Here is a 12,184-nt window from a genome sequence, read left to right as displayed (position 1 = left end):
CTTTAGCGAACTTCTTTGATGCGTGCTGCTTTACCGCGAAGTTGACGCAAGTAGTAAAGTTTTGCACGACGAACTTTACCGCGACGTACTACTTCTAACTTCGCAATTTTTGGCGTGTGTACTGGGAATGTACGCTCAACACCTACGCCGTAAGATACTTTACGAACTGTAAATGTTTCGCTAATTCCAGCACCACGACGCTTAATGACGACTCCCTCAAACACCTGGATACGTTCACGGTTACCTTCAACAACTTTAACGTGTACGCGAACCGTGTCGCCAGGGCGGAAATCAGGAAGATCTGTTCTTAATTGTTCTTTTGTAATCTCCTGAATCAAGTGATGCATCGTATTCATCTCCTTCCAACAGATGCTCATGCCTATGTTTGTTAGCCATAGCAGCGGAACATCGTTTTAAAAGACTTAAGCACACGACCTAAGTCACAAAGATTATACTAACATAAAGATGTACCGTATGCAATAGTTACCGTTCGTTTTTTTTGAATTCTTCTAGCCATTTTTTTTGTTGATCCGTGAGCTCGTAATTCTCAAGAAGATCCGGGCGGCGCAAAAACGTTCGTCTCAGCGATTCTTTTTGGCGCCATTCTTCAATTAAACGGTGATTTCCCGACAAAAGAACATCAGGTACTTTTAAGCCGCGAAAATCGGCTGGCCGTGTATAATGAGGATGTTCCAGCAAGCCGGAACTGAATGAGTCAAGTACAGGAGAAGCTTCGTTTCCAAGCACTCCTGGCAACAGGCGAACAACGCTGTCGATCACAACCATTGCCGCCAGTTCACCGCCTGTTAAAACGTAATCGCCGATCGATATTTCGTCTGTCACTAAATGTTCGCGAATGCGTTCATCATATCCTTCATAATGCCCACAAATGAAAATAAGGTGATTTTCTTTCGCTAATTCTTCCGCCTTTTTTTGCGTATATCGTTCTCCTTGCGGGCAAAGTAAAATGATTCGCGGCTGATGTTCGCATTCTTTCGTTAAATGAGCTACTGCATCAAAAATCGGTTGCGGCTTTAAAACCATCCCGGCTCCGCCACCGTACGGATAATCATCGACCGTTTGATGCTTATTATCAGCAAATTGTCGGAAATTTACGATGTTAAAGGTGACAGCTTGTTTCTCTTGCGCTTTTTTTAAAATCGATTCATTGAGCACGCCGCTAAACATGTTAGGAAATAAAGTAAGGACGTCAATTTTCATCATTCAAGCAATCCTTCCATCGGATGAATCGTAATCTTTTTTTCTGGGACATCGACAGCTTTTACAATGTCATCAATATACGGAATGAGGACATCTTTTCCATTTTTTCTTTTGACGACCCATACATCGTTTGCACCAGGCGTTAAAATTTCTTTTACTTGACCGATGATTTCTCCTTCTTCCGTGATAACGGTGCAACCGATAATTTCATGAAAGTAATATTCTCCCTCATTTAAAGGCTGCAGTTGGCTTTCCGGAATTTTAATCATCGCTCCTTTAAACTTCTCAACTAAATTAATATTGTCGTATCCTTCAAACGTGAGCAAATCAAACGATTTGTGAACACGATGTCTCGCCACTTTTACTTCAATCGGAGCATCGGCATTTTCCATGAAAATATAAAGAGTATTGCCGACTTTATAGCGTTCATTCGCAAAATCGGTACGCGAAATGACGCGAACTTCACCGCGAATTCCGTGCGTATTGACAATTTTTCCGACGTTAAACCATTTAGTCATGACGATCACCCCTTTTCAACGAATTTCTTTGACAATTCCATCTTCAATGATGATGGCTCTTGCCAATTCCCAACGATCCCCTTCTTTCACTTCAATAATCGCTTGAACTTCTTGTTCTTTTAATTCGCTTCCTAACGGTAATATGTGCAATTGTTCGATTTGAAAATCAAGCAGTTTGATTTTTTGACGTCGCTGCTCGATTTCCTTATCGAAATGTTCTTTTAAACGTAAAGGAGAAAATTTTTTCGTTTTTTCTAGCCGTTTCAACTCAAAAAGAAGCTGTTCACACTCTCGCTGTAGCTGTTGTTTTTCTGCGGAAAACTTCTGGAGTAGCTTTTCTTTACTTTTTGCGGTCAATTTCTGTTTGACTTCAACGGTTTGAATGATTTTCATGCCCCCACCGCCCTTCGAATGAAAAAAAGGGGAGGTTCTCCCTCGCCCTTACTCTTCAACGCGCACTTCGACGCGCTTGGATTGTTTGGCAGCTGCTTGAGCAACTGCGCGAATCGCATGAATAATTCGTCCATTCTTTCCAATCACTTTGCCCATATCCTCGTGGTGAACAGAAAGAATGTACGTCAGCGTTTTTCCTTCCGTCACTTCACGAACAACGACGCATTCTGGACGATCGACAAGCGACCGGACAATCGTTTCAATTAACGCTTTCATGGATGTTCAACTATTACTTTCCGTATTTTAAGTTATGGAATTTCTCTAAAATTCCTTGTTTAGAGAAGAGGTTGCGCACTGTGTCAGATGGTTTTGCACCATTTTGCAACCATTTTAATGCGAGCTCTTCGTTAATGTTGATTTCTGCTGGCTCTGTTAACGGATTGTACGTACCGATTGTTTCAATGAAACGACCGTCACGTGGAGAACGAGAGTCTGCAACAACGATACGATAGAATGGGGATTTCTTTGCACCCATACGTTTTAAACGAATTCTTACTGCCATTGTTTAAGCACCTCCGAAAATATTTCACACAAGATAGTATATTAACAATAATCATTTTGTTTGTAAAGTGTTTTTTCTTAACACCTTACATTTTTATTTTATTTACATAAACGGGAAGCGAAAGCCCCGTTTCTTTCCTTTTGTCATCGTCGTCATCATTTTCATCATTTTTTTCATTTCTTCAAACTGTTTCAATAAGCGATTAACCTCTTGAACGGATGTACCGCTCCCTTTCGCAATCCTCTTTTTTCGGCTTGCGTTAATAATTTCTGGATTCATTTTTTCTTCTTTCGTCATGGAGCGAATGATCGCTTCAACACGACCAATTTGCTTTTCATCTATTTGGATATTATTTAATCCTTTAATTTTATTGGCGCCTGGAAGCATTTTAAGCAATTCATCGAGCGGACCCATTTTTCGCACTTGACCAAGCTGTTCTAAAAAATCGTCAAGCGTAAACGACATCGTCCGCATTTTTTGTTCAAGCTCTTTCGCTTTTTCCTCATCTACAGCAGCTTGGGCTTTTTCAATAAGCGTGAGCACATCGCCCATGCCTAAAATACGCGATGCCATTCGTTCAGGATGGAACGGTTCAAGCGCATCGAGCTTTTCACCCATTCCGACGAACTTAATTGGAGTATTGGTGACCGCTTTAATCGATAATGCCGCGCCTCCGCGCGTATCACCGTCTAGTTTTGTTAAAATGACTCCGGTTAAGCCGAGTTGCTCATTAAAGCTTTGAGCGACATTGACGGCATCTTGTCCTGTCATCGCATCGACAACGAGAAAAATTTCATCCGGTTTTGTCACTTCTTTTATTTGCTTTAGTTCGTCCATCAATGCTTCATCGATATGAAGCCGGCCTGCTGTATCGATGAGGACATAGTCATAATGCTCTTCTTTCGCTTTCTCAAGCGCTTGCTTTGCAATTTCGACAGGACTTACTTGATCACCCAATGAAAAAACAGGCATGTTTAGTTGTTTTCCTAACGTTTCTAACTGCTTGATCGCCGCTGGACGATAAATATCTGCCGCCACTAACAGCGGCTTGCGATTATATTTTTTGCGAAGAAGATTCGCTAGCTTCCCCGTCGTCGTCGTTTTCCCGGCCCCTTGTAATCCAACCATCATCACGACGGTCGGCGGGCGGTTGGATACAGCGATCTTGCTTTGTTCTCCACCCATGAGGGCGGTTAACTCTTCTTTTACCACTTTAATAACTTGCTGTCCAGGCGTTAAACTTTTCATCACTTCTTGCCCAACAGCGCGTTCACTTACTCGCTTAACGAAATCTTTCACGACTTTAAAATTGACATCCGCCTCTAAAAGCGCTAGACGGACTTCACGCATCATTTCTTTTACATCAGCTTCCGTGACTTTGCCTTTGCCACGAATTTTATTCATGACATGTTGCAGACGGTCGGCCAATCCTTCAAATGCCATGCTCTACCGCTCCCTACTCTAATTTCTCGAGCTCCTCAATAAGCATGAAAAGCTCCTCGTCTTTTCCACAACATTGTTCAATGCGCTCTTTTAACTTTTGCAATAATTTTTGTCGTTTTTGAAATTTATCAAACAACAATAATTTTTGTTCGTAATCTTCCAACATCGCTTCCGTTCGCTTAATGTTATCATAAACCGCTTGGCGGCTTACGTCATACTCTTCGGCGATTTCACCGAGGGAGTAATCGTCTAAATAGTAAAGGGACATATAATTACGTTGTTTCGGTGTTAACAACGATTGATAAAAATCATATAAATAGTTCATTCTCGTTGTTTTTTCCAGCATCGAACTCCCTCCAACGTTGTTAAGTGAAACGCCTTTACATGTTTCCAGTCTATCTTTTTTCTCTTAGACTGTCAAGTTTTTTCTCCTTACATTGATTCCTCTCTCTCAACAAATGAAGCAAACAATCCATAAACATATTGCTCTGGATTAAATTCTTCTAAATCATCCATTTTTTCTCCTAAACCGACGAGTTTGACAGGAATGTTTAGCTCGTTCCGAATGGCGAGGACGATGCCGCCTTTTGCCGTTCCATCCAGCTTTGTTAATACAATTCCGGTCACGTTTGTCACTTCTTTAAACGTTTTCGCCTGACTCATGGCGTTTTGTCCTGTAGTTGCATCCAAGACGAGCAACACTTCATGCGGCGCGCCAGGAATTTCGCGTTCAATGACCCGCTTTACTTTCTCCAATTCTTTCATTAAGTTTACTTTATTTTGCAATCGTCCAGCTGTGTCGCATAACAGCACATCAATGTTGCGCGCTTTTGCTGCTTGAATGGCATCATACATCACCGCAGCAGGATCCGATCCGGCTGATTGTTTAATCACTTCAACGCCGACTCGTTCTCCCCACACTTCCAATTGCTCGATCGCTCCCGCACGGAACGTATCTCCAGCCGCAAGCATAACCGTTTTGCCTTCATTTTTTAATTTATACGCTAACTTCCCAATCGTTGTTGTTTTTCCGACACCGTTTACACCAACAAATAAAATAACCGTCAATCCATTCGGTTGAATGTTAAGCGCTGTCGGCTGTTCATCGCCACCACGATAAATATCAACAAGCTTTTCTGAAATCACGCTATACATTTGCTGCGGATCTTGAATGTTGCGCCGCTTCACTTCCATTTTCAATTCATCAATCAGCTCCATCACCGTAGCAACACCGACATCAGCGCTAATTAAAATCTCTTCCAACTCCTCGAAAAATTCCTCGTCCACTTTCCGGTAACGAGCTATTAAGTCATTTACTTTTTCCGAAAATGAATTTCGCGTTTTCTCCAATCCTCGTTTAAACTTTTCTGTTACCGTATCGGCCTGTTTGGTGATTTTTTCTTTCAACTTTTTAAAAAAGCTCATCGTGATCCTTCCTTTCTTTTTATTGCTTCTTCTAAGCGAACGGAAACAAGTTTGGAAACCCCTGATTCTTGCATCGTCACTCCATAAAGGACATCCGCTTCCTCCATCGTTCCTTTTCGATGCGTAATAACGATAAACTGCGTCTGGGCGCTGAAGCTTTTTAAATACTTCGCATATCGCTGGACGTTCGCTTCATCAAGCGCCGCTTCCACTTCGTCGAGCACACAAAACGGAACGGGTCTCACTTTTAAAATGGCAAAAAGAAGGGCAATGGCTGTTAACGCCCGCTCTCCGCCGGACAGCAAGCTTAAATGTTGCAATTTTTTTCCCGGAGGCTGTGCCACGATATCGACACCCGTATTTAATAAATCGTTTGGATTGGTCAATTGTAAATCGGCTTTTCCGCCACCGAATAACTCTGTAAAAACGGAAGCAAATTGTTTGCGAATTTGCTGGAAGGTGGTCGCAAAGCGTTTTTTCATTTCTTCATCCATTTCATCGATCACTTGATAAAGCGTTTCTTTCGCCTGCTGCAAATCGCTTTTTTGCTCCGTTAAAAAGCGATGTCGTTCAGAAATGCGTTCGTACTCTTCAATCGCTCCTAAGTTTACCGTCCCCAGATCCTCGATCGCTAATTTAATAAGCTTTACTTTTTTTCTTGCTTCATCAACAGAAACAGAAAGTGGAAACTTTTCTTTCGCCGCTTCAAACGAAAGCGCATATTCTTCTCGAAGTCGGGATAATAAATGATCGAGTTCCACATCTGTACGAGTTAATCGCACCTCTTCATCTTTGAGAGCATCGATTAATTGTTTATATTGTCTCTTTAACTCTTTCGTTTCTTTTTCGAGATGCTCCAATTTCGCTTGATAATCGAATCGTTGCTCACGTCTGCTTGCGATCAGTTGAACCGTTTCATTTTTATCTTGCAGCCTTTGTTGCCGCAACTGTTCTAGTTGTTCTTCATCTCGATCATGTTCGCTCATTTCGCTCATTAACCGTTCAAGCTCATGTTGGATGTTCATTCGCTCTCGTTTTGTTTCAGCATATTCCTTTGCCATCCGCTCGATTTGTTCCTGTTGGTTTCTCAACTGTTCTTGTTTTTCGGCTAGAGACACTTTCAAAGCGGTGATTTCTTCTTGAATTCGCTCTTTTGACACTTGTTCAACATTTTTTTGTTCCGTCCACTTTTGCACTTGTTCATCAATTTCTGTTAATTGATTTTGTAAAGCAGAAATTTTTTCGTCCACTTCTTTTAAACGTGTCTGGATTTCTTTCATCTCCTGCTCGAGCGCTTCTTTTTCGTGATCATACACAGCCAATCGTTCATTAATATTTTGTTCATGCAGCTCAATTTCTCTTAACTCGCTTTTTCGCTCTTGCAACGTAAAACGCAGCTCATCGAGTTGTTCACGCTGAGAGAGAAGCGCCTTCTCTTCGTCATAAATCGCTTGTTTTTCGTTTTGTAAATATCGTTCCAGTTGATTTGTTTTCTCTTCCATCTGGCGCCATTTTTCGGTCACCTTTTCAAGTTCGCGCGCTCTGCTAAGCAAGGAGCTTGCTTGTTTCGTGATCGCTCCCCCCGTCATCGCTCCACCTGGATTGACTACATCTCCTTCAAGAGTAACAAAACGATAGCGATATTGCGATAAACGGGCTAATTCATTTGCGCTTTTTAAATCTTTTGTAATGATGACCGTTCCGAGTACATTCATCATAATATTTTCGTATGCGGCATCATACGAAATTAAATTGGCAGCGATTCCAACGTAAGCGGGATGGCGCTCTAATAAAGAGAGATGTTCTGATGGAATTCGTTTCGGCTGCATAACGGTCAATGGTAAAAATGTCGCTCTCCCGTAAGCGTGCTGCTTTAAATATCGAATCGCTTCTCGAGCGCTTTCTTCGTCCGCAACAACTACGTGCTGAGCGGCGCTTCCAAGCGCTACCTCAATCGCGGTTTCCAACTCTTTCGGAGCTTGAATGAGCTCAACAACAGCTCCTTTAATTCCTTTGAGGCGATCCTTGGCTTTTAATACTTCTTTAACCCCTTGAAAAAAGCCAGAATAGTCTTGTTGCATCGCTTCAAGCATTTCTTTGCGCGATTTTGTTTGTTGAAGATATTGATAAGCCTCATAAAGCATCGCTTCTTTTTGGCGATAATGCTCTTTGCGCTGCTCTAGCTTCTCCTCCTGCTTACGAAGCGCCTTCTCGTTTTGTTCTATCTCTCGTTCAAGTTGTTCAATGATCCTTTTCTTCTCTTGATTTTGTGCTTGGATCCGCTCGCGTTCATCAATCTGTTTTTGATTTGTAACAGCTAGTTCTTTCTTTCTTGTTTCGAGCTTAGCAAGCTGCGCCTGTAAATGAGTTCGTTCGTTTTTTAAAGAGGCTTGCTGATGAACAAGCTCAATGTATTCACTTTTTAATTGTTCAATTTGTTCATCAAGCTGCAAACCATATAAAGAAAGCGCTGTATTTTTTTCCTTGAGCGCTGCTTGTAGCGATGCAATTTCTTTTTTTAGTTGCTCGAGCATGTTTTGTTCTTTTTGCTCGGCTGCTTTCAATGTTTTTTCTCGCTCAAGCAACTGTTGAATTTTTTGGTTCATTTGTTCTTGTTGCTTCGCTGCATTTTTTTTGCGCTCTTTAAATACTTCTTTCTTTCCTTCTAGCTTTTCCAGTTCTTCACTTGCAATCAATAGCACTTGTTGCAAACCATCAATCGATTCATCTAGCGCAGCAATTTCATTGCGCAATTGTTCAATTTTCGCCTCTTCTTTTTGAAGATGTGTCGAAAGTTGCATTTCTTGTTGTTTATGTTGCGCAAATTGTTCCTTTAAGGCTTCCCATTGTTTATGTAATTGTTCAATTTCATGCACGATTAAAGCCACTTCATATTTCTCTAATTCTTCTCGCTTCTCAAGATAATCTTTCGCGATCGAAGCTTGTATTTTTAATGGCTCTAGCTGCTGTTCTAATTCATGCAAAATGTCGTTTACACGCTGCAAATTATCTTCCGTTTCGCTTAATTTATGTTCAGCCTTCTTTTTGCGCACTTTATATTTTAAAACGCCTGCCGCTTCTTCAAAAATCGTTCGGCGGTCTTCTGCTTTGCTGCTAAGAATTTCTTCTACTTTCCCTTGGCTAATGATCGAAAAGGCTTCACGACCGAGCCCTGAGTCCATAAATAGATCAACAATATCTTTTAACCGGCATGGCTGTTTATTAATAAAAAATTCGCTTTCGCCTGAACGATAAACACGTCGCGTAATGCTAATTTCTTGGTATTCGAGCGGCAAAAATTGGTCTTCGTTGTCAAGCGTAAGCGTTACTTCCGCTACATTCAACGGTTTGCGCGAGTCACTGCCAGAAAAAATAATGTCTTCCATTTTGGTACCGCGTAGCGATTTCGCTGATTGTTCTCCTAACACCCAACGAATCGCATCGGTAATATTGCTTTTTCCGCTTCCGTTCGGCCCGACGACTGCCGTCACTCCAGGGACAAAATCGATCGAAACGCGATCGGCAAATGATTTAAAACCAATGATATCTAATCGTTTGAGGAACACATATATCCCCCTTTATACTTAAAAGTTTTCAACTATGTACTGCGCGAAAATAAAATCAGAAAAAATGCGTTTCATATTCGGAATCAGCCTCTTGAGTCATGACGCGGCTTTTCACTTGCCGCCTATGGAAAGATAAGATAATTGTAACATAATAGAGGGCTGACTCAAGGAGCCAGCCTCTATCGTTTGTGTCAAGTTTTTGTGGGAGATTCTTTCTCCTCTGATTTTTTGCCACAGTCTGCCGAAAAATTTGGCAGAAAATGATCTCAGTCGCCGCTGTTAACGGTTTTTAATTTTTCTAATGCCATTTGCGCCGCACGTTGTTCTGCTTCTTTTTTCGATTTGCCAACCCCAATTCCGAGCTCTTGACCGTTTAACGATACGCGGGAGACAAACTCTTTATTATGAGCAGGACCTTTTTCTTGTAAAATTTTATATTCCAAAACCCCGCTTCCGTCGCGTTGAACCAATTCTTGTAATTGGCTTTTGTAATCCATCACATGAGAAAAAGCACCTTCATTAATTTTTGGAAAAATCGTTTTTTCCAAAAATTTTACAACCGCATCCATCCCTTGATCTAAATAAAGGGCACCAACAAACGCCTCGAACACATCAGCTAGAAGAGAAGGACGCATTCGTCCGCCTGTCATTTCTTCACCTTTACCGAGCAATACAAGTTCTCCAAAGGAAAGGGAGTGAGCAAACGTGACAAGGGAAGGTTCACAAACAATGGCAGCGCGCAACTTTGTTAATTCTCCTTCACTCATCTGCGGAAATTTTTCAAACAAATATTGTGAAATCGTGAGTTCCAACACGGCATCTCCCAAAAACTCGAGCCGTTCATTATCTTCATGCGGTCTTTTACGATGCTCATTCACATATGATGAATGGGTAAAAGCCTGGATCAGCAATTTTTCATTTCGAAATGTAATGCCGATTTTTTCTTGAAATTGTTTGAATTTTGTATTGATGTTTCCAATTGGTCGTTGCTTCGACATAAATAAAAAACCCTCCACTGTCAACATAAAAAAGCATAGAAAGCCCCGCTAACGAACGGGACTTTTCTATTATTTATGATAGGCGGCTTTTTATGTAGTTGACTGCATCACCAACTGTTACAATTTTCTCCGCCTCTTCGTCTGAAATTTCCATATCAAACTCGTCTTCCAATTCCATAACAAGCTCAACAACATCTAAAGAGTCTGCACCTAAATCTTCTTTAAATGAAGATTCAAGCGTCACTTGTGACTCTTCAACGCCTAAGCGGTCAACGATAATTTTCGTTACGCGCTCTAATACATCTGCCATTTTGCTCACCTCCCCTCAAGACATTATACTGAATTCTAGTGGAAAATAAAACGGATTTTTACATCACCATGCCGCCATCCACATGGATGGTTTGCCCTGTCATGTAACTTGCGCCGTCGGAGACAAGGAAAGCAACGACATGGGCAATATCTTCAGGCTTTCCGAAGCGAGCAAGCGGAATATGTTTTAACATCTCCGTGCGCACTTCCTCACTTAGCTGATCGGTCATATCCGTTGTAATAAACCCAGGGGCAACGGCGTTCACCGTAATATTTCGGCTTGCCAATTCCTTTGCAGCCGTTTTCGTTAAACCGATCACACCCGCCTTCGCCGCAACGTAGTTTGCTTGTCCAGCATTGCCGCTTACCCCGACAATCGAAGCGATGTTGACGATGCGGCCGTAACGTTGTTTCATCATCGGGCGCGCAACCGCTTTTGTGCAGTTAAAAACCCCTTTTAAATTAATGTTTAACACTTCATCCCATTCTTCTTCCTTCATGCGCATTAACAAGTTGTCGCGCGTAATTCCCGCATTGTTCACTAAAATGTCGATGCGGCCGTAACGTTCCAATACTTCTTTTACCATGTTTTCCACCGCATCGCTTTTTGAAACATCTGCCTGAATCGCAAACGCTTCGCCGCCGTTTTCGATAATTTCAGCGACCACTTCATTTGCCTTCGCTTCACTTCCTGCATAATTGACCGCTACCTTGGCTCCACGACGCGCTAACTCCAGCGCAATCGCACGCCCAATCCCGCGCGACGCCCCTGTCACAATCGCTACTTTCCCTTCCATTTTTACTCCTCCTTTAAAGCCGCAATCGTTGTCGCAAGTGAGACCTCGTCATGGATGGCATAGACGCGAACGTTGCGGTTTATTTTTTTGACAAGACCGCTCAATACTTTTCCAGGACCGATTTCCACGAATGTATCAACACCAAGTTCGATCATCGTTTGCACGGATTGCTCCCAACGAACAGGAGAAAATAATTGTTCAATCAGCTTTTCTTTTATTTCTTCTTTTTTGATCATCGGTTGGGCTGTTACGTTTGAAATGATTGGGATGCTGCTATCATGCATGCGAACTTCATTAAGCACTTGCGCTAAGCGATCCGCTGCTGGCTTCATTAAGCTCGAATGAAAAGGCCCGCTTACTTCAAGCGGAATGACGCGCTTTGCTCCCTGCTCCTTTGCGAGCTTTGCAGCATACTCAACCCCTTGTTTCGCACCAGAAATGACAATTTGTCCTGGACAATTTAAATTTGCAAGCTGCACAGGCGCCACTTCCTTTGCTGCTTTTGCAACGATCGAAGCAAGAAGTGGTTCATCCATTCCGAGCACTGCCGCCATCGTTCCTTCCCCTGCAGGAACCGCTTCTTCCATCAATTCACCGCGCTTTCGTACGACATAAACGGCATCTTCAAACGAAAGTACGGAAGCTGCAACCAATGCGCTATATTCACCTAAGCTATGCCCGGCGACATAATCAGGGACGAAGCCAGCTTCTTTTACTTTTTCAAACAAAGCGATACTCATGGTCAATAGCGCTGGTTGAGCATTTTCTGTTCTCGTTAATGTTTCTTGCGGCCCTTCAAAAATAATCGTTGATAGCGAAAACCCTAATCGCTCATCTGCTTTTTTGAAAAATGAAGCCACTTTTTCATCTTTCTGTGCAAATTCTTTTCCCATTCCGACCGTTTGCGAACCTTGTCCTGGAAAAATAAATGCCGTTTTCCCCATCATTTCAC

At 42.1% G+C, this 12,184-nt stretch carries 14 protein-coding genes; all 14 read right to left on the bottom strand.

Annotated elements, in window-relative coordinates; genetic code table 11:
- Window positions 1-2: 2 nt before the first annotated feature.
- Complete coding sequence (rplS, locus tag EDD69_RS06345) at window positions 3-347, bottom strand: 50S ribosomal protein L19 (RefSeq protein WP_132948120.1); 345 nt, start codon at window positions 345-347, stop codon at window positions 3-5.
- Between the two features lie 136 nt (window positions 348-483).
- A complete protein-coding gene (gene trmD / locus EDD69_RS06340) occupies window positions 484-1,221 on the bottom strand; it encodes a tRNA (guanosine(37)-N1)-methyltransferase TrmD (RefSeq protein WP_132948119.1) in 738 nt (245 codons plus the stop codon).
- Window positions 1,221-1,739, bottom strand: a complete 519-nt coding sequence (rimM, locus tag EDD69_RS06335) for a ribosome maturation factor RimM (protein WP_132948118.1) — start codon at window positions 1,737-1,739, stop codon at window positions 1,221-1,223. Before rimM ends, trmD begins: the two co-directional genes overlap by 1 nt.
- A gap of 15 nt (window positions 1,740-1,754) precedes the next feature.
- A complete protein-coding gene (locus EDD69_RS06330) occupies window positions 1,755-2,132 on the bottom strand; it encodes a YlqD family protein (RefSeq protein ID WP_132948117.1) in 378 nt (125 codons plus the stop codon).
- 48 nt (window positions 2,133-2,180) lie between these two features.
- A complete protein-coding gene (locus EDD69_RS06325) occupies window positions 2,181-2,408 on the bottom strand; it encodes a KH domain-containing protein (protein WP_132948116.1) in 228 nt (75 codons plus the stop codon).
- A gap of 13 nt (window positions 2,409-2,421) precedes the next feature.
- Window positions 2,422-2,694 (bottom strand): 30S ribosomal protein S16, encoded by a 273-nt coding sequence (gene rpsP / locus EDD69_RS06320; RefSeq protein ID WP_132948115.1) that lies wholly within the window; start codon window positions 2,692-2,694, stop codon window positions 2,422-2,424.
- Between the two features lie 102 nt (window positions 2,695-2,796).
- A complete protein-coding gene (gene ffh / locus EDD69_RS06315; RefSeq protein WP_132948114.1) occupies window positions 2,797-4,137 on the bottom strand; it encodes a signal recognition particle protein in 1,341 nt (446 codons plus the stop codon).
- Between the two features lie 13 nt (window positions 4,138-4,150).
- Window positions 4,151-4,483, bottom strand: coding sequence for a putative DNA-binding protein (locus EDD69_RS06310; RefSeq protein ID WP_132948113.1), 333 nt, complete (start codon window positions 4,481-4,483; stop codon window positions 4,151-4,153).
- Between the two features lie 86 nt (window positions 4,484-4,569).
- A complete protein-coding gene (gene ftsY / locus EDD69_RS06305; RefSeq protein WP_132948112.1) occupies window positions 4,570-5,562 on the bottom strand; it encodes a signal recognition particle-docking protein FtsY in 993 nt (330 codons plus the stop codon).
- Window positions 5,559-9,128 (bottom strand): chromosome segregation protein SMC, encoded by a 3,570-nt coding sequence (gene smc, locus EDD69_RS06300; RefSeq protein WP_132948111.1) that lies wholly within the window; start codon window positions 9,126-9,128, stop codon window positions 5,559-5,561. Before smc ends, ftsY begins: the two co-directional genes overlap by 4 nt.
- A 266-nt stretch (window positions 9,129-9,394) precedes the next feature.
- Entirely contained in the window at window positions 9,395-10,126 is a 732-nt protein-coding gene (gene rnc / locus EDD69_RS06295) for a ribonuclease III (RefSeq protein ID WP_132948110.1), read from the bottom strand.
- A gap of 73 nt (window positions 10,127-10,199) precedes the next feature.
- A complete protein-coding gene (gene acpP / locus EDD69_RS06290) occupies window positions 10,200-10,436 on the bottom strand; it encodes an acyl carrier protein (protein ID WP_003394967.1) in 237 nt (78 codons plus the stop codon).
- A gap of 58 nt (window positions 10,437-10,494) precedes the next feature.
- Window positions 10,495-11,232 (bottom strand): 3-oxoacyl-[acyl-carrier-protein] reductase, encoded by a 738-nt coding sequence (gene fabG, locus EDD69_RS06285; RefSeq protein ID WP_132948109.1) that lies wholly within the window; start codon window positions 11,230-11,232, stop codon window positions 10,495-10,497.
- Window positions 11,233-11,234: 2 nt separating this feature from the next.
- On the bottom strand, window positions 11,235-12,176 hold the full coding sequence (fabD, locus tag EDD69_RS06280; protein WP_132948108.1) for an ACP S-malonyltransferase: 942 nt from the start codon (window positions 12,174-12,176) through the stop codon (window positions 11,235-11,237).
- Window positions 12,177-12,184 lie beyond the last annotated feature (8 nt).

Origin of the sequence: Thermolongibacillus altinsuensis, from assembly GCF_004341205.1 — a bacterium.
Classification (GTDB): domain Bacteria; phylum Bacillota; class Bacilli; order Bacillales; family Anoxybacillaceae; genus Thermolongibacillus; species Thermolongibacillus altinsuensis.
Note: the sequence above shows the minus strand (reverse complement) of the source record. Positions and strands in the feature narration are given on the sequence as shown.

Excerpts from the sequence above, each read along its gene's own strand:
- EDD69_RS06330 (WP_132948117.1), bottom strand. The coding sequence starts at position 2,132 with ATGAAAATCATTCAAACCGTTGAAGTCAAACAGAAATTGACCGCAAAA.
- fabD (WP_132948108.1), bottom strand. The coding sequence starts at position 12,176 with ATGGGGAAAACGGCATTTATTTTTCCAGGACAAGGTTCGCAAACGGTC.
- EDD69_RS06310 (WP_132948113.1), bottom strand. The coding sequence starts at position 4,483 with ATGCTGGAAAAAACAACGAGAATGAACTATTTATATGATTTTTATCAA.
- EDD69_RS06325 (WP_132948116.1), bottom strand. The coding sequence starts at position 2,408 with ATGAAAGCGTTAATTGAAACGATTGTCCGGTCGCTTGTCGATCGTCCA.
- rnc (WP_132948110.1), bottom strand. The coding sequence starts at position 10,126 with ATGTCGAAGCAACGACCAATTGGAAACATCAATACAAAATTCAAACAA.
- trmD (WP_132948119.1), bottom strand. The coding sequence starts at position 1,221 with ATGAAAATTGACGTCCTTACTTTATTTCCTAACATGTTTAGCGGCGTG.
- rplS (WP_132948120.1), bottom strand. The coding sequence starts at position 347 with ATGCATCACTTGATTCAGGAGATTACAAAAGAACAATTAAGAACAGAT.
- acpP (WP_003394967.1), bottom strand. The coding sequence starts at position 10,436 with ATGGCAGATGTATTAGAGCGCGTAACGAAAATTATCGTTGACCGCTTA.
- fabG (WP_132948109.1), bottom strand. The coding sequence starts at position 11,232 with ATGGAAGGGAAAGTAGCGATTGTGACAGGGGCGTCGCGCGGGATTGGG.
- ftsY (WP_132948112.1), bottom strand. The coding sequence starts at position 5,562 with ATGAGCTTTTTTAAAAAGTTGAAAGAAAAAATCACCAAACAGGCCGAT.
- ffh (WP_132948114.1), bottom strand. The coding sequence starts at position 4,137 with ATGGCATTTGAAGGATTGGCCGACCGTCTGCAACATGTCATGAATAAA.
- rimM (WP_132948118.1), bottom strand. The coding sequence starts at position 1,739 with ATGACTAAATGGTTTAACGTCGGAAAAATTGTCAATACGCACGGAATT.
- rpsP (WP_132948115.1), bottom strand. The coding sequence starts at position 2,694 with ATGGCAGTAAGAATTCGTTTAAAACGTATGGGTGCAAAGAAATCCCCA.